The sequence below is a fragment of the Streptomyces sp. Y1 genome (assembly GCF_041053115.1).
Taxonomy (GTDB): Bacteria; Actinomycetota; Actinomycetes; order Streptomycetales; family Streptomycetaceae; genus Kitasatospora; species Kitasatospora rubellomurina.
Window position 1 is genome coordinate 8,149,714 of sequence record NZ_CP163445.1, and the last position, 23,240, is coordinate 8,172,953.

Here is a 23,240-nt window from a genome sequence, read left to right on the forward strand (position 1 = left end):
GCGCCCAGGGGGTCATCCGGACGGCCGTCCCGGCTTGCGTCCCCTCGGGGGACTGCCCAGGTCCTTTGAACCGGCGGCCCCGCGGAAGTGCTGCTAAGAAGAAGTTCGAGCCGATTTGTCCGGCTCCCGTTTCTGAGGAGGCATCCTCATGGGTGCTGCAGCAACGACCGCCGCCGACCTGGGCGCCGTGCACATTCTCTGGATCAACGCAGGCCTGAGCTGCGACGGGGACTCGGTCTCGCTGACCGCGGCCATGCAGCCGAGCATCGAGGAGATCGTCACCGGCACACTTCCCGGCCTGCCGAAGGTCGCCGTCCACTGGCCGCTGATCGACTTCGAGTGCGGCCCGGTGCAGGGTGCGGACAACTTCGTCGAGTGGTTCTTCAAGGCGGACCGCGGCGAACTCGACCCCTTCGTCCTGGTCGTCGAGGGTTCCATCCCGAACGAGACGATCAAGAAGGAGGGCTACTGGTGCGGCTTCGGTGACGACCCGGCCACCGGCCAGCCGATCACCACCAGCGAATGGCTGGACCGCCTCGCCCCCAAGGCGACCGCCGTGGTCGCCATCGGCACCTGCGCCACCTACGGCGGCATCCACGCCATGGCCGGCAACCCGACCGGAGCCATGGGCGTGCCCGACTACCTGGGCTGGGACTGGACCTCCAAGGCCGGCCTGCCGATCGTCTGCGTGCCCGGCTGCCCCATCCAGCCCGACAACTTCTCCGAGACGCTGACCTACCTGCTCTACCAGCTCGCCGGATCCGCGCCGATGATCCCGTTGGACGACAAACTGCGCCCGGCCTGGCTGTTCGGCGCGACCGTGCACGAGGGCTGTGACCGCGGCGGCTACTACGAGCAGGGCCAGTTCGCCACCGACTACGGCACCCCGGAGTGCCTGGTGCGGCTCGGTTGCTGGGGCCCGGTCGTCAAGTGCAACGTCACCAAACGCGGCTGGACCAACGGCATCGGAGGCTGCCCCAACGTCGGCGGTATCTGCATCGCCTGCACCATGCCGGGCTTCCCCGACAAGTTCATGCCGTTCATGGACCCGCCACCCGGCTCGCGGGTGTCCACCGGCGCCAGTTCGGCCTACGGGGCGGTGATCCGCCGACTGCGCGCGATCACCGCGCGGACCGTCGACAAGGAACCCAAGTGGCGCCGGACCGGCAGCCGGCTGACGACCGGGTACCGCCCGCCCTGGTGAACCCGCAATCCCCGCGTTCCGCTCGCCCCCGCAACGGGGCGGGCGGGCCGCTGTGCAGACCCCACTGAGACGCTGAGAGAAGGGCACGACAGAAACGATGGCACCGACGACCCGGACGGCCGGCGACGGCAGCGGTCTGGTGGAGATGTCCTGGGACCCGATCACCCGGATCGTGGGCAGCCTGGGCATCCACACGAAGATCGACTTCAAGCAGAAGAAGGTCGCGGAGTGCTACAGCACCTCCTCGGTCTTCCGCGGCTACAGCGTCTTCATGCGCGGCAAGGACCCCCGTGACGCGCACTTCATCACCAGCCGGATCTGCGGCATCTGCGGCGACAACCACGCCACCTGTTCGGTCTACGCCCAGAACATGGCCTACGGGGTCAAGCCGCCGCACCTGGGCGAGTGGATCATCAACCTCGGCGAAGCCGCCGAGTACATGTTCGACCACAACATCTTCCAGGAGAACCTGGTCGGGGTCGACTACTGCGAGAAGATGGTCCGCGAGACCAATCCGGGCGTGCTGGAACAGGCCGAACGCACCGAGGCCCCGCACGCCGCCGACCACGGCTACCGGACCATCGCCGACATCATGCGCTCGCTCAACCCCATCGAGGGCGAGTTCTACCGCGAGGCGCTCCAGGTCAGCCGCTACACCCGGGAGATGTTCTGCCTGATGGAGGGCCGCCACGTGCACCCCTCCACGCTCTACCCCGGCGGCGTCGGCACGGTCGCCACCGTGCAGCTGTTCACCGACTACCTGACCCGCCTGATGCGCTACATCGAGTTCATGAAGAAGGTCGTGCCCCTGCACGACGACCTGTTCGACTTCTTCTACCAGGCCCTGCCCGGCTACGAGGAGGTCGGCCGCCGCCGCGTCCTGCTCGGCTGCTGGGGCAGCCTCAACGACCCCGACCACTGCGACTTCACCTACCGCAACATGACGGACTGGGGACGGAAGATGTTCGTCACCCCGGGCGTCATCGTCGACGGAAAGCTCGTCACCAACGACCTCACCGAGATCAACCTCGGCATTCGCATCCTGCTCGGCAGCTCCTACTACGAGGACTGGCAGGGCAAGGAACTCTTCGTCACCCACGACCCCCTCGGCAACCCCGTCGACCCCCGCCACCCCTGGAACCAGCACACCATCCCCGCACCCCAGAAACGCGACTTCGACGACAAGTACAGCTGGGTGATGTCCCCCCGCTGGTTCGACGGCAAGGACCACCTCGCCCTCGACACCGGCGGCGGACCGATCGCCCGCCTGTGGTCCACCGCCCTGTCCGGACTCGTCGACATCGGCTACGTCAAGGCCACCGGGCACAGCGTCCAGATCAACCTGCCGCGCTCCATGACCAAACCGGAAACCACCTTCGAGTGGAAGATCCCGCAGTGGAGCAACGCCCTCGAACGCAACCGCGCCCGCACCTACTTCCAGGCCTACGCCGCCGCCGCGGCCCTGCACTTCGCCGAGAAGGCACTCGACGAGGTCCGCGCCGGACGCAGCCAGACCTGGGAACGGTTCGAGGTACCGGACGAGTCGATCGGCTGCGGCTTCACCGAGGCGGTACGCGGGGTGCTCTCCCACCACATGGTGATCCGCGACGGCAAGATCGCCAACTACCACCCGTACCCGCCGACCCCGTGGAACGCCAGCGTCCGCGACAGCTTCGGCACCCCCGGCCCCTACGAGGACGCCGTCCAGAACACCCCCATCTTCGAGGAGAACAGCCCCGACAACTTCAAGGGCATCGACATCATGCGCGCCGTGCGCAGCTTCGACCCCTGCCTGCCCTGCGGCGTCCACATGTACGTCGGCGGCGGCCGGACCGTGCAGACCATGCACGTGCCCACCGGGCTGAGCGGACTCACCGCATGAGCCCGGTGACCGCGATGACCCCCGAACAGGCCGGAACCCGCATCCAGCAGGCCCTCGACCGGCTGGCCGGCGCCGACGCCCAGGAGGCCGGCGAACACCTGGTGCGCGAACTGATGACGCTCTACGGCGACGCCCTCGCCCACCTCGTCCGGGCCCTGCCCCCGGCCGCCCTGGCCCCGCTGCTGGACGAGCCCGCGCTGGCCGGACTGCTCGTCCTGCACGACCTGCACCCCGAGGACACCACCACCCGCATCACCCGCGCACTCGCCACCCTGCCCGAACCCGTCGAACTCGTCGGCTTCGACCCCGCGGACGGGATCGTCCGGCTGCGCCGCACCCGCTCCGGCTGCGGATGCGCCGAACAGGACATCGAGGACGCCCTGGCCTGCCACGCACCCGAGGTGACGGCCGTCGAACTCGACCGCGCCCCCCAGCTCCTGCAGATCGGCTCCCGGCCCCCGGCGGAGACGCGATGACCTCCCGTCAGCTCGACCGCCCCGGAACCGCGCTGCTGCGCCGACTGCGCGAACCCGCGCCCCCGCAGCCGCAGCGCTGCGAGTTCTGCGGCCACCGCCTGCCCGCCGGACACCGCCACCTGGTCGACGCCGACCAGCAGGCCCTCACCTGCACCTGCACCGCCTGCGCCCTGCTCTTCCAGCAGCCCGGCGCGGCCGGCGGCCGCTACCTCACCGTCCCCGACCGCTACCTCGTCGACCCGGCACACTCCCTCGGCGAGAACACCTGGACGGCCCTCGGCATCCCGGTCACCACCGCCTTCCTGCTGCGCAACACACGCCGGCAGCGGCTCGTCCTGCTCTACCCGGGCCCGGGCGGCGCGACCGAGAGCGAACCCGACGAGAGCGCCTGGCAGGCCGCGCTCGGCGACAGCCGCCTCGCCGCCGAACTGCGGCCCGACGTCGAGGCACTGCTGCTGCGCCGGACCGCGGACACCACCCGGTGCTTCCTGGTGCCCGTGGACGTCTGCTACGAACTCGTCGGCCGACTGCGGCGCTGCTGGAAGGGATTCGACGGCGGCGCCGAGGCGCAGGCCGAACTGGACGCGTTCTTCGCCCGCATCGACGGCCGCTCCCGCCCCCTCCCCGAGGACGGCACCCGGTGACCACGATCTCCTTCACCTGCACGGGAGTGCGCGCCGACCCGTACGCCGCCGGGCCCACGCTGGTCTTCCGGCTGCGCATCACCGCCCCCGCCGACACCCGGGTCCACGCGCTGGCCCTGCGCTGCCAGCTGCGGATCGAACCGGCCCGCCGTCGCTACGCCGAGGCCGAAGGGGAACGCCTGGCCGACCTGTTCGGCGAGCGCGAACGCTGGGGCAGCACCCTCCACCCCGTCCAGTTCGCCCACGTGCCGCTGCTGGTCACCGGGTTCACCGGCGAGACCGAGACGGACCTGGTGGTGCCCTGCACCTACGACATGGACGTGTCCGCCACCCGCTACCTCGCCGCGCTCGACGACGGGCAGGTGCCGCTGCTGCTGCTCTTCTCCGGCACCGCCTTCACCGGGCCCGGCGGGTTCCAGGTCACCCCGGTGGCCTGGGACCAGGAGGCCACCGTGCGGATGCCGGTGAAGGTCTGGCGCGAGGCGATCGACGCACACTTCCCCGGCTGCGGCTGGCTGCGCCTGCCCGGCGACCTGATGGCCGAGCTCCTCGCCTACCGCTCCCGCCGGGCCCTGACGTCCTGGGAGGCGACCGTGCGGGAACTGCTCGCGACGGCCACGGCCACGGAGGCGGCCAGGTGACCGGCACCGCCCGCGAATCCGGGGCGGGATTCGCCCACGCCCGGCAGATCGCCGACGCCGTCCTGTTCGAGGGGTACGTGCTCTACCCCTACCGCGCCTCCGCCGCCAAGAACCGGCTGCGCTGGCAGTTCGGCGTCCTCGCACCGCCGCGCTACGGCACCGACAGCGGCGAACACTCCCACCAGCGCACCGAATGCGTGATGGAGCCGCGCCCCGGGGACCGGCTCGCTGTCGAGCTGCGCTTCCTGCGCCTGCAGCGCCGCACGGTCCAACAGGCCTGCGGCAACGGCGCCTTCCGGACCGTCGAGGAACTGGAACTGGCGGACCGGGTCCTCGTGCCATGGGACGAGGGCATCGAGGAACGCATCGAACTGTCCATCCCTACCGAGGAGTTGACCGAGCGCGAGGTCGTCCGCGAGTTCGACCTCGCCGCGGGCGAGGAGATGGAACTGCTCACCCGCGACGGCGCCGTGGCCGGCCGTCTGCTGCGCAGACGGGAACAGGCCCGGGGCCGGCTGCGGATCACCGTCCGCGACGTGCCCGGCCCCTACCGGGCACAGCGGCTCACCGTCCTGGTGGAGAACACCTCCCCCTGGGCTCCGCCCCCCGGCACCCGGCGCGAGGCAGCGCTGGCCCGCGCCCTCGTCTCGGCGCACCTGTTGCTCGGCCTGGAGCGCGGCTCCTTCCTCTCGCCGACCGACCCGCCCCAGTGGGCGGCCCAGGAAGTCCGGGCCTGCCGCAACGAGCACACCTGGCCCGTCCTGGCCGGTCCGCCCGGAAGCGCCGGCGTGCTGCTCTCCTCGCCGATCATCCTGGAGGACCACCCTCACATCGCCCCCGAGAGCCCCGGTGCGCTCTACGACGCCACCGAGATCGACGAGATCCTCACCCTGCGCACCGCTGCCCTGACCGAGCGGGAGAAGCGCGAGGCCAGGGGCACGGACGAGCGCGCCGGCGCGGTGATCGACCTCGCCGACTCGATGCCCCCGGAAATCCTGGAACGCCTGCACGGCGCCGTGCGCGGGCTGCGCGAACTCACCGACCCCGCACCACGGGCCGAGCACCCCTGGTGGGATCCGGGCAACGACCCGCAGGTCGACCCCGCACGGGACCGGGTGATGATCGACGGCCGACCGGTCGGCGCCGGCAGCCGCGTGCGCTTGCGGCCCGGGAGGCGCCGCACCGACGCCCAGGACCTGTTCCTGCACGGACGCACCGCGCTGGTGGAGGCGGTGCTGCAGGACGTCGACGGATCGGTGCACCTGGCGGTCACGGTCGACGACGACCCGGGCGCCGACCTGTGGCGCGCCCAGGGCCGCTACCGGTACTTCCAGCCGGACGAGGTCACCGTGCTGGAGGGAGCGTGAGCACCGGGCAGCGGGACCGCACCCTCGTCGCCGGCATCGGCAACATCTTCCTGCGCGACGACGGCTTCGGCGTCGAGACCGTCCGCCGCCTCGCCGCCCGGGACCTCCCGAACGGCGTGGAGGTCCTCGACGTCGGCGTGCGCGGCGTCCACCTCGCCTACCAACTCCTCGACGGCTACCGGACGCTGGTGCTCGTCGACGCCACCGCGCGCGGCGGCACCCCCGGCACCGTCTACCTGATCGAGGCGGACTCCGGCCCCGTGGAACCGCCCATGCTCGACGGGCACCGGATGGGCCCCGACGCCGTGCTCGCCCTGCTCGCCACCTTGGCCGCCGGCACGGGCGCCACCGCACCCGGGCGGGTGCTGGTGGTGGGCTGCGAGCCCGCCTCGCTGGAGGAGGGAATCGGGCTGAGCGCCCCGGTGGCCGCCGCCGTCGACAAGGCGCTCGACGTGATCCTGCAGGTCCTCGCCACGGATCCGCACCCGCACAGAGAGGCATCACCATGCTGAAAAACCTGGCCGGCGCGGCCCTCGCCGCCGCCCTCGCAGCCCTGATCTGGCAGAACCTGCCCGACCTGAAGCGCTACCTGCGGATCCTGCGCATGTGACGGCCCGCCTGTGCGGCTGGGCTGCTGTGCCGCGAACGGCGTAGCCGTCGGCGCGGCTGCGGGCCGCAACCGCCACCAACCCCTGTAATGGCCTTGATCACACGCGAGGCCCAGGACGGGCCCGCGTCTCCAGGGGGTGCCGAACGGCTCCGGCGGCGGGAAACGGGACAGATGCACGAGATGTCGATCGCGGCGGCCATCGTCGAACAGGTGGAACGGGCCGCCCGCGAACACGGCGTCGACACCGTGGCCGCCGTCCGCGTGCAGATCGGCGAACTGGCCGGCGTCGTCCCGGCGGCACTCGACTTCTGCTTCGAACTCGCCTGCGCCGACACCCTGCTGGCCGGCGCCGTGCTGCAGAGCGAGACCGTGCCCGCGCGGGCACGGTGCACGCCCTGCGGCGCCGAGTGGGACGTCGGCATGCCGCCCGAGCTTGGCTGCCCGGGCTGCGCCGGCTCCCGCACCGAGCTGCTGACCGGGCGTGAACTGCAGATTCTCGCCGTCGAGTGGGGCGGGCGGCCGGTGGACGCCCGCGCCGACCAGGGAGGCTGAAACCCATGTGCCGTACCGTCGATCTCCGGCAGGCGGTCCTCGCCCGCAACGACGACGACGCCCGGCGGCTGCGGGCCGAACTCGCCGCGCGCGGCACCGCCGTGGTGAACCTGCTGTCGAGCCCGGGCAGCGGCAAGACGGCCCTCCTGGAGGCCGAACTCGTGCTCGCCCGGGACCGCGCCGTGCCCGTCGCGGCCCTCACCGCCGACCTCGCCACCGACAACGACGCACTGCGCCTGGCCCGTTCGGGCGCGCCGGTCAAACAGGTGCTCACCGACGGCCTGTGCCACCTGGAGACGGCGATGCTGCGCGGTCACCTGGACGGCTGGCTGGCGCCGGGCACCCGACTGCTGTTCGTGGAGAACGTCGGCAACCTCGTCTGCCCGGCCTCCTACGACCTCGGGGAGTCGCTGCGGGTCGTCCTCGCCTCCGTCACCGAGGGCGAGGACAAACCGCTCAAGTACCCGACCGCGTTCGGGCTGGCCAACCTCGTCCTGGTGACCAAGGCCGACCTCGCGGCACCGGCCGGGTTCGACGAGGCGGCATTCCGGTCGAACGTCGCACGGGTCAACCCCGGCGTGGAGGTGCTTCTCACCTCGGCCCGCACCGGGCAGGGCGTCGGGACGCTGCTGGAACGGGCACTCGCGGTGCTCGACGGCGAACCGGTCCACCGGCCCGTGATGGCCACGGCCCCGCGCGCCACCGGCCACGAGCACCCGCACCCGGCCGCGGACCGGACGTGACGACGGCCCCGCCGTCGGCCGCGCCCGAACGCCGCCGGGTGGCCGTGCGCGGACTCGTCCAGGGCGTCGGGTTCCGGCCGTTCGTCTTCACCCTCGCCACCGAACTCGGGCTCGCCGGCAGCGTCACCAACACCGGCGAGGGCGTCCTCGCCGAGGTCGAGGGAAGCCCCGAAGCGGTGGCCGCGTTCTGCCGGCGGATCGTCAGCGACGCACCCCCGCTCGCCGACGTCACCGCCGTGGAACACCGGACACTGGCGCCCACCGGCACACCCGGCTTCGTCATCACACCCTCACGCCCCGACGACGGACCGCACCGCACCCTGATCCCGCCCGACACCGCCACCTGCACCGACTGCCTCGCCGAACTGGCCGACCCCGCCGACCGCCGCTACCGGCACCCGTTCATCAGCTGCACCAACTGCGGGCCGCGCCACACCATCGTCACCGCCCTGCCCTACGACCGCGCCAACACCACGATGGCGGCGTTCGCGATGTGCCCCGACTGCACCCGCGAGTACACCGACCCCGGCGACCGCCGCTTCCACGCCCAGCCCGTCGCCTGTCACACCTGTGGGCCCACCCTCAGCCTGTCCGTCCCCGGACTGCCCGTCCTCGACGGCGAGGAGGCCCTCGCCGAGGCCCGGCGCCTGATCGCCTGCGGGGCGGTCCTGGCCGTCAAGGGCATCGGCGGCTACCACCTGGCCTGCGACGCCACCAACGCGGACACCGTCGCCTTGCTGCGCCGACGCAAGCGGCGCGGCGACAAGCCCTTCGCGCTCATGGCCCGCGACCTGCAACAGCTCAGGGCCCTGGCCCGGTCGGGGGCCGTGCGACTGGGGCCCGTCGAGGAGGAGGTCCTCACCGGCAAGGTGCGGCCGATCGTCCTGTTGCGCCGGGGCCCGAGCCGGCCGCCGGAACTGGAGTCCGCCGCCCCGCGCAGCCCCGACCTCGGCGTGATGCTGCCGTACACGCCGCTGCACCACCTCCTCCTCGCGCCCCCCGGCCCCGCACTGCTGGTCATGACCAGCGCCAACCTCTCCGGCGAGCCCATCGTGACGGACGACCAGGAGGCCCTCACCCGCCTCGCCCCGCTCGTCGACGGATGGCTCACGCACAACCGCGCCATTCACGTGCCCTGCGAGGACTCGGTGGTGCGGATGGTGGACGCGGACCTGCTGCCGGTGCGGCGCTCGCGCGGCTACGTCCCGCTCCCCGTGCCCCTGCCCCTCCCGGTACGGCCCGCGCTGGCCGCCGGCGGCGACCTCAAGAACACCTTCGCGCTGGCCCAGGACGGCTACGCCTGGCTGTCCGCGCACATCGGGGACATGGACGACCTCGCCACCCTGAAGGCCTTCGACCGCGCGGTGGAGCACCTCGGCGCCGTCACCGGGGTGCAGCCCGAGGTCCTCGTGGTCGACCGGCACCCCGGCTACCGTTCCGCCCGGCACGTGCGCCGGACCGCCCGGGGCCGTGAGGTCCGGGAGGTCCAGCACCACCACGCGCACATCGCCTCGGTCATGGCCGAACACGGCCTCGACGGCACCCGGCCCGTCCTCGGGCTCGCCTTCGACGGCACCGGATACGGCACGGACGGCGCGGTCTGGGGCGGGGAGGTGCTGCTGGCCGACTACCGGGGCTTTTGCCGCACGGCCCGGCTCGGCTACGTCCCGCTGCCGGGCGGCGACGCCACCGTGGCGCGCCCCTACCGGATGGCACTGGCCCACCTGTGGGCGGCCGGACTGCCCTGGAGCGCCGGACTGGCGCCGGTGCGCGCCTGCCCGCCGGACGAACTGCGGCTGCTGTCCCAGCAGTTGGAGCGATCCGTGAACTGCGTGCCGACGTCCAGCATGGGCCGGCTGTTCGACGCCGTGTCCGCACTGGCCGGAATCTGCCAGAAGGCCGGATACGAGGCGCAGGCGGCGATCGAACTGGAGGCCGCCGCCCTGGCGCACGGACCGCAGGACCGCCCGGAGGGGGATTATGCGTTCGAACTCGTCGACGAGGACGGGGTGTTGATCGCCGACCCGGGACCCCTGATCGCGGCAGTGGTGGCGGACGCGCGGGCGGCGGCGCCGCCCGGACTGATCGCCACCCGCTTCCACGCGGCGGTGGTCGCACTGGTGCGTGCGGTGTGCGACCGGTCGCGGCAGCACCACGGCGTGCGGACGGTCGCACTCAGCGGCGGCGTCTTCGCCAACGCGCTGCTCTCCTCGGCCTGCGCGCACGCCCTGGCGCAGGACGGGTTCACCGTGCTGCGCCACCGGCGGGTGCCGCCCAACGACGCCGGGCTCGCCCTGGGCCAGCTGATGGTGGCGGCTCGGGCCGACACGTGAGCACGGCCCGCACGTCCACGCAGATGCAGCTCGGGAAGACCCGGAGAAGACCCGGAGAGGAGGGAGACCGCATGTGCCTCGCGGTACCCGGAAGAGTGTTGGAGATCGCCGAACGCGACGGGACCCGCATGGCGGTCGTCGACTTCGGCGGAGTCGTCAAGGACGTCTGCCTGGAGTACCTGCCGGACCTGGAGGTGGGCGAGTACGCCATCGTCCACGTCGGCTTCGCCCTGCAGCGCCTGGACGAGGAATCGGCCCGCCGCACCCTGGCGCTTTTCGAGGAACTCGGCCTGCTCCAGGAGGAGTTCGGCGATCCGTGGGAGGCCGCGGCGGCCGCGGCGGCCTCGCCGGGACAGGAGGAGGAACGGTGAAATACCTGGAGGAGTTCCAGAACCCCGACCTGGCGGGCGGACTGCTGGCCGACATCCGGGCGACGGTCACCCGCCCCTGGGCGCTGATGGAGGTGTGCGGCGGCCAGACACACACCATCATCCGCCACGGCATCGACCAACTCCTCCCGCCGGAGGTCGAGTTGATCCACGGACCGGGCTGCCCGGTGTGCGTCACCCCACTGGAGATGATCGACCGGGCACTGGAGATCGCCGCCCGGCCCGAAGTGATCTTCTGTTCCTTCGGCGACATGCTGCGCGTGCCCGGCAGTAGCCGGGACCTCTTCCGGGTGCGCGGCGAGGGCGGCGACGTCCGGGTGATCTACTCCCCGCTGGACGCCCTGCGGATCGCCGAGGACAACCCGCACCGCGAGGTCGTCTTCTTCGGCATCGGCTTCGAGACCACCGCACCGCCCAATGCCATGGCCGTCTACCAGGCGAGGAAACGCGGCATCCGCAACTTCAGCATGCTCGTCTCGCACGTGCGGGTGCCACCGGCCGTCGAGGCCATCATGAACTCACCGCAGTGCCGGGTCCAGGGCTTCCTCGCCGCCGGGCACGTGTGCAGCGTGATGGGCACCGACGAGTACCCCGCGCTCGCCGAGCGCCACCGCGTGCCGATCGTCGTCACCGGTTTCGAACCGCTCGACATCCTGGAAGGAATCCGGCGCGCCGTGAGGCAGCTGGAGCGCGGCGAGCACACCGTCGACAACGCGTACGGGCGGGCCGTCCGCCCCGAGGGCAACCCCGCCGCCCGGGCCATGCTGCAGGACGTCTTCGAGGTGACCGACCGCGCCTGGCGCGGCATCGGCGTCATCCCGGACAGCGGCTGGCGCCTGTCCCCGCGCTACCGCGACCACGACGCCGAGCACCGCTTCGACGTCGCGCGGATCACCACCCGCGAACCCGCACAGTGCCGCAGCGGAGAAGTCCTCCAGGGCCTGCTCAAACCCCACCAGTGCGAGGCCTTCGGCACCACCTGCAACCCACGCACCCCGCTGGGCGCCACCATGGTCTCCAGCGAGGGCGCCTGCGCCGCGTACTACCTCTACCGGCGCCTCGGCACGCCGGACGCATCCAGGGAGGCGAGCCCCGTTGGCTGACACCGAGACCTTGACCGGGACGGGCGGTGCACCGGACATCCTCGGCTGGAGCTGCCCGCTCCCGCTGCGCGACCACCCCCGGGTCGTGATGGGACACGGCGGAGGCGGGGTGCTGTCGGCCGAACTGGTGGCCAACCTCTTCGCCCCGGCCTACGGCGGACCGCTGCTCGCCGGCCTCGGGGACTCCGCCGTCCTCGAACTCGGCGGCGCCACACTCGCCTTCTCCACCGACTCCTACGTGGTGCGCCCGCTGTTCTTCCCCGGCGGCAGCATCGGCGACCTCGCGGTCAACGGCACCGTCAACGACCTGGCCATGAGCGGGGCCCGCCCGGCCTACCTGTCCTGCGGGTTCATCCTGGAGGAAGGCGTGGAGACGGCCGTCGTCGCGCGCGTCGCCCACGCGCTCGGCGCCGCCGCCCGGGCCGCCGGCGTGGAGATCGCCACCGGCGACACCAAGGTCGTCGAAGCCGGACACGGCGACGGCGTGTACCTGAACACCGCAGGCATCGGACTGGTCCCCGCCGGGGTCGACATTCGCCCCCAACGCGCCACCCCCGGCGACGTGGTGATCGTCAGCGGCGAGATCGGGCTGCACGGCATCGCCATCATGAGCGTGCGCGAAGGCCTCGAATTCGGCGTCGGGATCGAGAGCGACTGCGCCGCCCTGGCCGACCTGGTCGCCGCCATGCTGGCCGTCACCCCCGACCTGCACGTCCTGCGCGACCCCACCCGGGGCGGACTCGCCGCTGCGCTCGGCGAGATCGCGGCGGCGGCACAGGTGGGGGTCGTGGTGAGCGAACGGGCCGTCCCGGTGCCCCCGCAGGTGGCCAACGCGTGCGCCGTGCTCGGCCTCGACCCGCTGTACGTCGCCAACGAGGGCAAACTCGTCGCCTTCGTGCCGCGCGAGCATGCCGACGCCGTCCTCGCCGCCATGCGGGCCCACCCCCTGGGCGTGCGGTCCGCCGTGATCGGCGAATGCGTGACGGAACACCCCGGCACGGTCGTGTGCCGGACCCCGTTCGGCGGCACCCGCGTCGTCGACCTGCCGATGGGGGAGCAGCTCCCGAGGATCTGCTGAGGCGCCGGGGGCATGGTGATCGTCGGAGGTCAGGGCGACGGTGGCTCGGTGCCCAGGGCTTCGGCGAAGGGGTCGTCGGACAGTCGCCAGTGTTCCATTCCGAGGGCGAGTTCGGAGTCGGTGAGCAGGCAGCTGTTCAGCCGCTCGTGGAGCGAGGGGACGTCGAGGTCGATGCCGGTGAAGGTCAGTTCGCAGTGGCGCTCGCCGTAGTAGGGGTGCCAGCGCAGCGCGGCGAACGTGCGCCGCTCGGCCGACGCCGCCTGCCACGCCTCGTCGTCCTGCTCGGGTAGCCAGGTGCCCGTGGTCTGGATGGCCAGGTGCTCGCCGGCGGACTCCCACCGCTGGATGGACCGGGGCCGGTTGGCGAGCCACAGGTGTCCGTGTCCGCGAATGACGCCTTGGCAGATGCGCGCCAGTGCGTCGTACAGGCGTTGTGCGTGCATGGGCCGGCGGGAGGACCAGTGCGTGGTGCGGACGCCGAACTCCGGTGCGCGCGGCTGTCGGGGGACGGGCAGGGGGCCGTGCCGGTCCCGCACGGCGATGGGGTCGAAGTGGTTCTGGCCGATCAGTGCCGAGAGGTTGGGCGTCCAGAGGCCGCCGGTCAGCTGGTCGTGGCAGATGTGGGCCATGGAGTGATACGCGGAGAGGTGGCGCATCAGGGCAACGGCGCGTGCGGAGGTGGCGGGATCCGTGTCGTGTGCGTTCGAGGTCACCACGGTCCTGGCGCTCGCGAGGTGGCGGGCGGCGGTCTCGGCGACGGTGCGTCGGTCTGTGGGGCCGAGGGCCAGTCCCCGGTCCAGGAGCCGGTCGCCGCTGCCGAGATCGTCCTCGAGTCGCGACAGGTCGACGCAGCCGGCGACCGTGTCGATGCGCAAGTGGTCGGCGAGTGCCTGTCCGCGGCTGTGGCCCTCCGCCACATCCAGGGCGACCAGGTCCGGCGCCATGCCCGGTGGCAGGGCGAGCAGCAGGTGCCGGTAGCGGGCGGTGCGCGCCAGCTGCAGCAGGACGGAGAGCAGAGCCGGCGGCAGCGCGTCGGAGGAGCAGGGTCGCGCCGGCCTCAGCGTGCCGCCGCCGACCGGTCCGCGGCGCTCGTACACCTGCCAGGAGGCCGTACGGCCGTCGGGCGCGACCCGCACGGTGAGCACCGCGAGGCCCGGGACTTCGATGCGCGCCAGGTCGGCGACGCAGTCCCGGACGCCGGTGGCGAGGCCGCCGAGCACGGTGACGGGCAGTGGGCGGGGCGCGCCCTGCGGGGTCAACTCATCCTCCCTGGCCGCGGCTCGAGTTGGCGTTCTGTCAGCTCGCCGGGCCGGGCTTGGAACCGGTGAGGCCGTAGCGGCGCTGGAAGCGCTCGACGCGGCCGGCGGTGTCCAGGACGCGGGCGTTGCCGGTGTAGAAGGGGTGGCTGGCGGAGGAGATCTCGACGTCGATGACGGGGTAGGTGTTGCCGTCCTCCCATTCGATCGTGCGAGTGCTGGTGGCGGTGGAGCGGGTGAGGAAGGCGAGGTCGCCCGCCTTGTCGCGGAAGACGACGGGACGGTAGGCGGGGTGGATGCCGGATTGCATGCGGTTCTCCTGGTGGCAGGCGGGGTGGGTGGTCAGCGCCGTGTGTCGGGATGGCGTGGAGCCCACCCTAGCATAATGGTTTTCATTTTCATCTAGGGTAATGTCAGTCCAACGTTCGCGGCAGCGGCGGCATTTCGTGGGCTGTCGGCCCGCTTGTCGTCGCTACGCCTGACGCGTGCGCAACTCTCCCCAGAAGTAGGGAAGCCGTGATCAAGATCGCCCCCGCCCGCCGGGACCGCAAGGCGCGCCCCAATCCTCCCCCAGCCTCCGGCCGGGGGTCCCCCATCACGAAGCACGGATCACGTACATCGACTACAAGGACACGAACCTGCTGCGGAAGTTCATCTCCGACCGTGGGAAGATCCGAAGCCGGAGGGTCACCCGCCTGACCGTCCAGCAGCAGAAGGCCATGGCCAGGGCCGTCAAGAACGCCCGCGAGACGGCGTTGCTGCCGTACGGCACCGGCACTGTACGGGCCGGCCGGTGAGCGGCCGGCTGCCGGTCACCGTGCTGTCCGGGTTCCTCGGTGCGGGCAAGACCACAGTGCTCAACCACCTCCTCAACCACCGCGAGGGCCTGCGGGTCGCGGTGATCGTCAACGACATGAGCGAGATCAACATCGACGCCGCGCTCGTCCGGGACGGTGGGGGAGCCCTCTCCCGCACCGAGGAGCGGCTGGTGGAGATGACCAACGGCTGCATCTGCTGCACGTTGCGCGACGACCTGCTGGAGGAGGTCGACCGGCTTGCGCGGGCAGGCCGCTTCGACTACCTGCTGATCGAGTCCAGCGGCATCTCCGAACCGATGCCGGTCGCGGCCACCTTCGCCTTCGCCCGCGACGACGGCGCGACCCTCGGCGATGTCGCCCGCCTGGACACCATGGTCACCGTCGTGGACGCCGCCACCTTCCTGCCCGAACTGCGCGGCGGCGACGAGCTGACGGCCCGCGGCCTCGACCAGTACGAGGACGACGAACGCACCGTCAGCGACCTGCTGATGGACCAGGTCGAGTTCGCCGACGTGCTGGTGCGGCTGGGCCTGGACGGGGACCGGTGGGGGATCCCCGTCCCGGGCCTGGGCCGCGCCAAGCACCGGGCGGCGCGGGAACGCGTCGAGGAGGTCGTCGAGCTGGTCGGCGTAGCTGAGTACGCGCACCGGCCGATCGGGCAGTGCTCGGGTGGCGAGCAGCAGCGGCTGCTGATCGCCCAGGCGCTGATACGGCGCCCGAGCCTGCTGCTGCTGGACGAGCCGTTGGACAGCCTCGACCTGCCCAACCAGAGCGCGATCGCCGCACTGCTCGGCCGGATCTGCCACCAGGAGGGCGTGGCAGTGGTGATGGTCGCCCACGACGTCAACCCGATACTCCACCACCTGGACCGGGTGGTGTACATCGCCGAGGGCGGCGCCGTCGCCGGAACCCCGGGCGAGGTGATCACCTCCGAGACGCTGACCCGCCTCTACCGCACGCCCGTCGAAGTCCTGCGGACGAGCGACGGCCGGCTGGTGGTGGTCGGTCAGCCCGAGGCGCCCGCGCCGCACAGCGACCGGCACTCCGAGCCCGGTGGGGGAGGCGGCCATGTTTCTGGCTGACGCTGGGGTACCCACCGTCTCCTGGAACCTCCTTGCCGACTTCCAGGAGATGTGGGCGTACCCGTTCATGGTCAACGCCTTCCGTGCCGGTGCGGTCGTCTCCGTGGTCTGCGCGGTGGTGGGCTGGTTCATGGTGCTGCGGCGGCAGACCTTCGCCGGACACACCCTGTCCGTCGCCGCCTTCCCCGGCGCCTCGCTGGCGATCCTGCTCGGCGTGAGCACCAGCCTGGGCTACTTCGGCTTCTGCGTGGCCGCCGCCCTGCTGATCGCCGCGCTCGGGCGCAAGGGCCGGGACGCCCGTGCGGAGGAGTCCGCCGTCACCGGGACCGTGCAGGCATTCGCACTCGCCTGCGGCTACCTGTTCATCAGCCTGTACAAGGGGCTCCTGGAAGGGCCCACCGCGCTGCTCTTCGGCAGCTTCCTCGGCATCACCACCGGCCAGGTGACGCTGCTGGCGATCGTCGGCGCGGTCCTCCTCGCCGTCCTGGCGCTGATCGGACGCCCGCTGCTCTTCGCCACCGTCGACCCCGAGGTCGCCGCCGGACGAGGGGTGCCCGTGCGCCTGCTGTCCACCGTGTTCCTCGTCCTGCTGGGCGCGGCGACCGCCGAAGCCAGCCAGATCACCGGCACCCTGCTGGTCTTCGCGCTGATGGTGATACCCGCCGCCACCGCCCAGCAACTCACCGCCCGACCGGGCCGCAGCCTGGCGCTCGCCGTGCTGATCGGCTTCGCCTCCTGCTGGCTGGGCCTGATCGCCGCCTACTACCAGCCCTACCCGCTCGGCTTCTTCGTGACCACCATCGCGTTCACCGGCTACGTCCTGGCCCACCTCGGCCGCGCCGTGCACGACGCGCTCGGCCGGTCCCGGCCCCGCGGCCGGACGCCGCTCTCGATCGGAGGTGCGGCATGAACGTGCTCACCCAGCCGTTCTTCCAGCACGCGCTGCTGGCCGGTACGGCGATCGCGCTCGCGGCCGGCCTGGTCGGCTACTTCCTCGTCCTGCGCGCCCAGATCTTCACCGGCGACGCACTGAGCCACGTCGCGTTCACCGGCGCGATGGCCGCCCTGGCCGGCGGCTACGACCTGCGACTCGGACTCTTCGCCGCCACCATCGGCGTCGGACTGCTGATGGGCGGCATCGGCCGCCGCGGCCGTCCGGACGACGTGGCGATCGGCAGCGTCTTCGCCTGGATCCTGGGCCTCGGCGCCTTCTTCCTCACCATCTACACCACCTCCCGCAGCGGAGCCCAGGGCGGCGCCGGCACCACCGTCCTGTTCGGCTCGGTCTTCGGCCTGAGCACCAGCCAGACCCAGCTCGCCGTCCTGATCGCCGCCGCCATCAGCATCGTGCTGCTGATCGCCCGCCCGCTGCTCTTCGCCACCCTGGACGAGGCCGTCGCCACCGCCCGCGGCGTACCCGTACGGCTGCTCGGCTTCGGCTTCCTCGCCCTGGTCGGCGCCACCGCCGGCGAAGCCACCCAGGCGGTCGGCTCCCTGCTGCTGCTCGGCCTCCTCGCCGCCCCGGCAGGCGCGGCGATCCACCTCACCGACCGCCCCTTCCACGCTCTCGCACTCTCCGCCGGCCTCGCGGTCGCCGAGGTGTGGGGCGGCCTCCTGCTCGGCGCCGAAGCCTCCGAACTCCCGCCGAGCTTCGCCGTCATGGCCACCGCCGGCGCGGTCCACGCCGTAACGTTCTTGGTCCGTCCCCGTCGTACCGCTCTCCCGGCAGCGGCCTGACCACCATGTCGCCACGGGGGAACAACAGGGACGACCCACGGGTCGCCGCCCTGGCGGCGGCACTGCCGACCCCGCTCGACCACCGACCCCGCCGGATGAGGTCGGAACCTGGGCCGACCACATGGCCCGAACCTCCGGCTTCGCGGACGTCCAGCACACCGTGGAGCTCACCGGGATCTGCACCGGCTGCACCACCGCCGCGCGGGCCGGCAACTGAACACGCGACGAGGCGGGCGTCGCCACCCCGGTGAAACGGACGACGCGGCACCACCGGCGCCCGGTCCCGCGGGCGTCCTCGTAGCCGGAGAGTCGGGGCAATCCGCGCCCGGGGCCGTTCCGAATGTCCGGTGCAACGACAATGGGGCCGCGCCGCGGCCCTGCCGGGAGGGGCTCTCGTGACACTGTTCGACACCGTCTCCACCGAGCGGACCACCGATTCCGACCGCGGCGAGCGACCGGGCAAGGTGGCGGTCGTGGGATCCGGCGTCGCCGGACTCACCGCGGCGTACGAGCTGTCGCGCGCCGGCGTCGAGGTCGGGCTGTTCGAGGCGGACGAACGCCTCGGCGGCCACGCCCACACCCAGGACGCCGTCGCCCGGGACGGACGGGCACTGGCGCTGGACACCGGGTTCCTGGTCCACAACGAGCGGACCTACCCCCACCTGGTGCGGCTGTTCCGGGAACTCGGTGTCCGGACCCGGGACAGCGAGATGAGCATGTCCGTGCGCTGTGACGGGTGCGGCCTGGAGTACGCGGGAGCACGGGGGCCGGCCGGCCTGTTCGCCACGCCCGGGGCCCTGGTGCGCGGCCGCTACCTGCGGATGCTCGCCGAGGTACCGCGCTTCCACCGGCTCGCCCGCCGCCTGCTCGCCGACCCCGCTGCCGGTGACCCGAGCCTGCGCGAGTTCCTCGCCGCGGAGAGCTTCTCGCCGTACTTCGTGAGCCACTTCATGACCCCGGTGGTCTCCGCGGTGTGGTCGTGCGCCCCCGACCTGGCGGGCGACTACCCGGCCCGGTACCTGTTCGCGTTCCTCTCCAACCACGGCATGCTCTCCGTGACCGGCTCGCCGACCTGGCGCACCGTCGTCGGCGGCTCGCGCACGTATGTCGAGAAGATCGCCGAGCGGCTCACGGCCGTGCACCGGTCCACCCCCGTGCGTGCGGTGCGCCGCCATCCGAACGGTGTCACCGTGGTCTCCGGGGAGGGGCATCGCACCGAGGTCGACGCCGTCGTGGTCGCCACCCACGCCGACCAGGCGCTGCAGCTGCTCGCCGACCCGACCGACGCCGAGCTGGAGGTCCTCGGCGCCTTCACCTACTCGCGCAACCCCACCGTGCTGCACCGAGACCCGTCCGTCCTTCCCGCCGCGCGCTCGGCACGCGGATCGTGGAACTACCGGTTGCCCCAGTGCAGCGCACCCTCCGACCGGGTCCGGGTCAACTATCACCTCAACCGGCTCCTGCGCCTGGACACCACCGACGACTACCTGGTCACCCTCAACGAGGACCGGCAGCGACCGATCCCCGATGAACTGGTGCTCTCCCGCACCGTGTACGAACACCCGGTGTACACGGCGCGCACGGTCGCCGCCCAGCGCCGGCTGCCCGAACTCACCACCGCCCGCACCGTGTTCGCCGGCGCCTACCACGGCTGGGGCTTCCACGAGGACGGCTGCCGCTCCGGGGTCGAGGCCGCACACGCCCTGCTCGGAGTGCCGCGGGTTCGCCGGTCATCGGGCGCCCGGTGAACGGCGCGGAGGGCGGGGCACGAAGCTGCTGGTGCGGGCGACGTAGGCGTCCCAGCCCGGCTTCGTGGAGCCGAGTCGGCGCTCCAGCAGGGGCTTGCCGCTGCCGAAGGCGAGCAGGTAGGTCATCAGGACCGGGCTGAGGACGAACGCCCAGCCGATCGGCTCGGACGCCACGAGCAGGAACAGGGCCCACCAGACGCACGCGTCGCCGAAGTAGTTGGGGTGGCGGGTCCAGGCCCACAGCCCGCGGTCCATGATCCGGCCGTGGTTGGCCGCATCGGCCTTGAACCGGGCGAGCTGCCAGTCGCCCACGGTCTCGAAGAACATCCCGACCGCCCACAGGGCCACCGCGGCGAAGGTCAGGGGGCCGAGCCCGGCGGTCAGGTACTGGGCGGCCTGGACCGGGAGCGAGACGAACCAGACGATCGCGGCCTGCAGCAGGTAGACCATGCGCAGCGCGTAGTGGTTGCGGCGTCCGCCGGGGGCCTTGGCGAGCATCCGGTCGTAGCGCGGGTCCTCGCCGTGGCCGCGCGAGCGCGACCGGATGTGGGCCGACAGGCGCAGCCCCCACACCGTGACCAGGATCGTGACGAGCAGGCGCCGCGCCGGGTCGCCGTGGCCGGCCGAGAAGGCGTAGCCGGTCCAGGCCACGGCCGTGAAGGCCAGGCCCCAGGCGACGTCGACGCCGCGGTGGCGGCCGGTGCGCACGCCCACCGCGAAAGCGGCCAGCAGGACGGCCAGCGCCGCCCCGGCCGTGGCGGCGAGGTTGACGGCGAACGCTGCGGTGTTCACGCCGGCCCCTGGTACCAGTCGGCCGGGGTGGCGTGGGCGCGGGCGGCGTGCAGGGCCAGCGCCCCCCAGCCACAGCCGACATCGAGCAGGCGGCTGCCGGGGCGCAGGTCCAGCTTGCGGCAGATCAGGTCGAACTTGGCCTCCTGGGCACTCTGCAGGGTGTCGCTCGGGGCCGTCCAGTAGGCGCAGGAGTAGGCCATCGCCGGGCCGAGCAGCAGGGCGTAGAACTCGATGGACAGGTCGTAGTGGTGGCTGACCACCGCACGGTCGCGGTCGCGGCTGTGCACGGCGCCCCCGACTCGGGCCCGGCCGCCGGGCGGGACGGGTCGCGGGCCGAGGGCACCCGGGCGTACGGCGGTGGCGAGCAGCTTCGGCCGGTCCCGCAGGCCGGGGCGCACCGGGCCGTGTCCGGCCAGCGCGGCCCGCACCTGTGACAGCGCGGGCCTCAACTCGCCTTCGACGTCGAGGTCGCCGCTGATGTAGGCGTCGGCCAGTCCGGGTTCGCCGGGCTGCCAGAGCAGGCGGCGCAGCGCGCGTCGGTTGCGCAGGACCACGGTCGGCGCTTCGGCAGGGCCGGCGGTCGAGCCCTCCCACGCCTGGATCCGGACCGGCAGGGGTTGGCCGAGCAGGTCGGTGAGCAGGCCGGCGACGCGGGTGGCGGGGGTCATCGGGTCGGCTCCGGGCGGGTGAGGAGGATCTGCTGGACGTCGAGGTAGCCGGCGGCGAACCCGGCCTCGGAGTAGGCCAGGTACAGCTCCCACATCCGCTGGAACACCTGGTCGAAGCCGAGCGCGGCGATCTCGTCGGCCCGTTCGGTGAAGCGCTCGCGCCACAGTCGGAGGGTCTGGGCGTAGTGCGGGCCGAAGGAGTCGCAGGCCGCCACGCGCAGGCCGGTGTGCCGTGCGGTGGCCTGGCGGATGGCCTCGGTGGAGGGGATCTGGCCGCCGGGGAAGATGTACTTGAGGATCCAGGTGTAGGTGCCGCTGCTGGCCAGCATCCGCTCGTGGGGCATGGTGATGGCCTGCAGTGCCACCCGCCCGCCCGGAGCCAGGACACGGTCGATCGTGGCGAAGTAGGCGGGCCAGAACGGCCGGCCGACCGCCTCGACCATCTCCACGCTCACCACCGCGTCGAACTCGCCCTCGGCGGCTCGGTAGTCGCACAGCCGCACCTCGACCCGGTCCGTGAACCCGGCCGCGGCGATCCGGCGCCGGGCCAGCGCCAGCTGCTCCTCGGACAGGGTGAGGCTGACCACCCGCGCGCCGCGCGCGGCCGCGCGGACCGCCAGTTCGCCCCAGCCGGTGCCGATCTCCAGCACCCGGCTGCCCGCCCCGACCCCGGCGAGGTCCAGCAGCCGGTCGATCTTGCGGTGCTGGGCCTGCGCGAGGTTCTCGCTGGAGGCGAGGGGTGCGCCGGCGGGGTCGGTCGCAAAGAGGGCCGAGGAGTAGGACAGGGTGGGGTCGAGGAAGAGCGCGAACAGCTCGTTGGACAGGTCGTAGTGCCGGTGGATGTTCGTGCGCGCGTTGTCGGGCGTGCTCAGCTCCCCGGCCGGCGGCCGCTTCACGTACAGGCGGCGCAGCCACTGGGCGCCGGTGGGCACCAGCGTCTCGGGGGCGGTCGCCAGCTCGGTGAGCAGCCCGACCAGGTCGGGTGAGTCCCACTCGCCGGCCTGGTAGGACTCTCCGAAGCCGATCAGCCCGCTCATCCCCACCCGGTGGAAGAACGCGTCGGGCCGGTGAAGGCGCAGCACCGGCGCGCCGGCCGGGGCGGGTTCGAGGAGCCGTCCGTTCGGCAGTTCGACCCGAAGGCCCCGCCTGCGGGCGATGCGGCGCAGCAACCTGCGGGCCACCGTCGCCTTGAGCGGTGTGCGGGGTACGCGGGCCACGTCGGGCCAGTGCTGCGGATCGGCCGTCGCGGCCGCGCCGGGTGCGAGTGCTTCAACGTGCGTGGTCATGGCGGCAGGTCCTGTTCGAGGGGGCGCGGTCGGGGCGGAGGTGGACGGGCAGACCGCGCAGCCACAGCCGCACGCCCTGGTAGCGGATGTGGGCGCTGACCGCGAGTGTGGACAGCGGGTGGGTCGCGGCGGCCCGCAGCAGCGTGGTGCCGCGGGCGGGTCGGCGGGTACCGCGCACGGTCGCCGTGAACGGGCGGCCGCCTTCGCGCTCCAGCTGGACGGCAAGGGTCAGCCGTTCACCCGGCACGGGCAGGAACATCCGGTAGTGCCCGTCGACGGGGAAGAACGGGGAGACGTAGAACTCCTTGGCGGCCCGTGCGCGGCCGCGCTCGTCGGGGTGCAGGAGGTAGCGGTGGCGCTGGCCGTAGGTGTTGTGGACCTCGGCGACCGTGCACACTGCCCGGCCCCGGCGGTCGTAGCACCAGTAGACCGTCAGCGGGTTGAAGACGTACCCCAGCGAGCGGGCGTGAGCGAGCATCAGGACCCGCCCGCCCGCGAGGTCGACCCCCGCCGAGTCCAGGTAGCGGTCCAGGTCCTCCCGGGGCGACCGGCCCGACCCGGCGGTGCGGCCGCCGGCGGGGAAGGAGGCCAGGAGGCGCAGCGGCCACGGCAGGAGCGGCGGGCGATCCAGGTCGGTCAACCACAGGTAGGTGTGGTGGCGGAAAGCGTGGTGCACCGGAGCGGTGCGCGCGTGGCTGATCCGGCACTCGTACAGCGCGGCGCCCCACGGGCCCGGCAGAGCGGGAGCCGTCGGCGGTGCCGGGGCGAGCGTGTCGGCGCCGACCGCCGAGCCGGCCGTGGGCTGCCGGGTGTCTGCCGCCATGGTGTCCT

At 72.5% G+C, this 23,240-nt stretch carries 23 protein-coding genes and 1 pseudogene; 18 read left to right on the forward strand and 6 right to left on the reverse strand.

Annotated features, from left to right (window positions below):
• Positions 1–148: 148 nt before the first annotated feature.
• From AB2U05_RS35595 to hypE, 13 genes are all read left to right on the forward strand, one after another.
• Positions 149–1,204: a hydrogenase expression protein HypE gene (locus tag AB2U05_RS35595; RefSeq protein WP_369185585.1), complete on the forward strand. Its 1,056-nt coding sequence runs from the start codon at positions 149–151 to the stop codon at positions 1,202–1,204.
• Positions 1,205–1,301: 97 nt separating this feature from the next.
• Complete coding sequence (locus AB2U05_RS35600; protein WP_369185586.1) at positions 1,302–3,086, forward strand: nickel-dependent hydrogenase large subunit; 1,785 nt, start codon at positions 1,302–1,304, stop codon at positions 3,084–3,086.
• Entirely contained in the window at positions 3,083–3,562 is a 480-nt protein-coding gene (locus AB2U05_RS35605) for a hypothetical protein (RefSeq protein WP_045696630.1), read from the forward strand. The genes AB2U05_RS35600 and AB2U05_RS35605 overlap by 4 nt, the downstream gene beginning before the upstream one ends.
• The gene (locus AB2U05_RS35610) at positions 3,559–4,206 is read left to right on the forward strand and encodes a DUF5947 family protein (RefSeq protein ID WP_045696632.1); all 648 of its coding nucleotides are present in this window, start codon (positions 3,559–3,561) and stop codon (positions 4,204–4,206) included. Before AB2U05_RS35605 ends, AB2U05_RS35610 begins: the two co-directional genes overlap by 4 nt.
• Positions 4,203–4,847, forward strand: a complete 645-nt coding sequence (locus AB2U05_RS35615; protein ID WP_369185587.1) for a DUF6084 family protein — start codon at positions 4,203–4,205, stop codon at positions 4,845–4,847. Before AB2U05_RS35610 ends, AB2U05_RS35615 begins: the two co-directional genes overlap by 4 nt.
• Entirely contained in the window at positions 4,844–6,214 is a 1,371-nt protein-coding gene (locus AB2U05_RS35620; protein ID WP_369185588.1) for a hypothetical protein, read from the forward strand. The genes AB2U05_RS35615 and AB2U05_RS35620 overlap by 4 nt, the downstream gene beginning before the upstream one ends.
• Positions 6,211–6,726 carry a hydrogenase maturation protease gene (locus tag AB2U05_RS35625; protein ID WP_045696639.1) on the forward strand — a complete coding sequence of 172 codons (516 nt, stop codon included), beginning with the start codon at positions 6,211–6,213 and terminating at the stop codon, positions 6,724–6,726. The genes AB2U05_RS35620 and AB2U05_RS35625 overlap by 4 nt, the downstream gene beginning before the upstream one ends.
• A gap of 269 nt (positions 6,727–6,995) precedes the next feature.
• On the forward strand, positions 6,996–7,376 hold the full coding sequence (hypA, locus tag AB2U05_RS35630) for a hydrogenase maturation nickel metallochaperone HypA (protein WP_369185589.1): 381 nt from the start codon (positions 6,996–6,998) through the stop codon (positions 7,374–7,376).
• Positions 7,377–7,381: 5 nt separating this feature from the next.
• Positions 7,382–8,119: a hydrogenase nickel incorporation protein HypB gene (hypB, locus tag AB2U05_RS35635; protein ID WP_045696643.1), complete on the forward strand. Its 738-nt coding sequence runs from the start codon at positions 7,382–7,384 to the stop codon at positions 8,117–8,119.
• Complete coding sequence (gene hypF / locus AB2U05_RS35640; RefSeq protein WP_369185590.1) at positions 8,116–10,452, forward strand: carbamoyltransferase HypF; 2,337 nt, start codon at positions 8,116–8,118, stop codon at positions 10,450–10,452. The genes hypB and hypF overlap by 4 nt, the downstream gene beginning before the upstream one ends.
• Positions 10,453–10,523: 71 nt before the next feature.
• On the forward strand, positions 10,524–10,823 hold the full coding sequence (locus AB2U05_RS35645) for a HypC/HybG/HupF family hydrogenase formation chaperone (protein ID WP_369185591.1): 300 nt from the start codon (positions 10,524–10,526) through the stop codon (positions 10,821–10,823).
• Complete coding sequence (gene hypD / locus AB2U05_RS35650; RefSeq protein WP_369185592.1) at positions 10,820–11,944, forward strand: hydrogenase formation protein HypD; 1,125 nt, start codon at positions 10,820–10,822, stop codon at positions 11,942–11,944. The genes AB2U05_RS35645 and hypD overlap by 4 nt, the downstream gene beginning before the upstream one ends.
• Entirely contained in the window at positions 11,937–13,022 is a 1,086-nt protein-coding gene (gene hypE, locus AB2U05_RS35655; protein ID WP_369185593.1) for a hydrogenase expression/formation protein HypE, read from the forward strand. Before hypD ends, hypE begins: the two co-directional genes overlap by 8 nt.
• A 29-nt stretch (positions 13,023–13,051) precedes the next feature.
• On the opposite strand, the gene AB2U05_RS35660 is transcribed toward hypE, so the two are convergent.
• Entirely contained in the window at positions 13,052–14,281 is a 1,230-nt protein-coding gene (locus AB2U05_RS35660; RefSeq protein WP_369185594.1) for a GTP-binding protein, read from the reverse strand.
• A gap of 37 nt (positions 14,282–14,318) precedes the next feature.
• Positions 14,319–14,588: a type B 50S ribosomal protein L31 gene (locus AB2U05_RS35665; RefSeq protein ID WP_045696655.1), complete on the reverse strand. Its 270-nt coding sequence runs from the start codon at positions 14,586–14,588 to the stop codon at positions 14,319–14,321.
• A 298-nt stretch (positions 14,589–14,886) separates the two neighbouring features.
• On the opposite strand from AB2U05_RS35665, the pseudogene rpsR reads away from it, so the two are divergent.
• From rpsR to AB2U05_RS35690, 5 genes and pseudogenes are all read left to right on the forward strand, one after another.
• Positions 14,887–15,075 (forward strand): annotated as a pseudogene (gene rpsR, locus AB2U05_RS35670) (30S ribosomal protein S18); the annotation flags it as partial.
• Positions 15,072–16,178 carry a GTP-binding protein gene (locus AB2U05_RS35675; protein WP_369185595.1) on the forward strand — a complete coding sequence of 369 codons (1,107 nt, stop codon included), beginning with the start codon at positions 15,072–15,074 and terminating at the stop codon, positions 16,176–16,178. The pseudogene rpsR and the gene AB2U05_RS35675, both read left to right, overlap by 4 nt.
• Positions 16,165–17,088 (forward strand): metal ABC transporter permease, encoded by a 924-nt coding sequence (locus AB2U05_RS35680; RefSeq protein WP_369185596.1) that lies wholly within the window; start codon positions 16,165–16,167, stop codon positions 17,086–17,088. Before AB2U05_RS35675 ends, AB2U05_RS35680 begins: the two co-directional genes overlap by 14 nt.
• Positions 17,085–17,915, forward strand: a complete 831-nt coding sequence (locus AB2U05_RS35685) for a metal ABC transporter permease (RefSeq protein WP_369185597.1) — start codon at positions 17,085–17,087, stop codon at positions 17,913–17,915. Before AB2U05_RS35680 ends, AB2U05_RS35685 begins: the two co-directional genes overlap by 4 nt.
• Positions 17,916–18,316: 401 nt before the next feature.
• Positions 18,317–19,663, forward strand: coding sequence for an NAD(P)/FAD-dependent oxidoreductase (locus tag AB2U05_RS35690; RefSeq protein ID WP_369186053.1), 1,347 nt, complete (start codon positions 18,317–18,319; stop codon positions 19,661–19,663).
• On the opposite strand, the gene AB2U05_RS35695 is transcribed toward AB2U05_RS35690, so the two are convergent.
• The 4 genes from AB2U05_RS35695 to AB2U05_RS35710 are packed head-to-tail and all read right to left on the reverse strand — an operon-like array spanning position 19,646 to position 23,232.
• Complete coding sequence (locus tag AB2U05_RS35695; RefSeq protein WP_369185598.1) at positions 19,646–20,455, reverse strand: DUF1295 domain-containing protein; 810 nt, start codon at positions 20,453–20,455, stop codon at positions 19,646–19,648. The two genes, AB2U05_RS35690 and AB2U05_RS35695, sit on opposite strands and share 18 nt — an antisense overlap.
• Positions 20,452–21,123: a class I SAM-dependent methyltransferase gene (locus AB2U05_RS35700; protein ID WP_369185599.1), complete on the reverse strand. Its 672-nt coding sequence runs from the start codon at positions 21,121–21,123 to the stop codon at positions 20,452–20,454. The genes AB2U05_RS35695 and AB2U05_RS35700 overlap by 4 nt, the downstream gene beginning before the upstream one ends.
• Positions 21,120–22,409 carry a class I SAM-dependent methyltransferase gene (locus AB2U05_RS35705; protein ID WP_369185600.1) on the reverse strand — a complete coding sequence of 430 codons (1,290 nt, stop codon included), beginning with the start codon at positions 22,407–22,409 and terminating at the stop codon, positions 21,120–21,122. Before AB2U05_RS35705 ends, AB2U05_RS35700 begins: the two co-directional genes overlap by 4 nt.
• On the reverse strand, positions 22,393–23,232 hold the full coding sequence (locus tag AB2U05_RS35710) for a DUF1365 domain-containing protein (RefSeq protein ID WP_369185601.1): 840 nt from the start codon (positions 23,230–23,232) through the stop codon (positions 22,393–22,395). Before AB2U05_RS35710 ends, AB2U05_RS35705 begins: the two co-directional genes overlap by 17 nt.
• Positions 23,233–23,240: the final 8 nt, after the last annotated feature.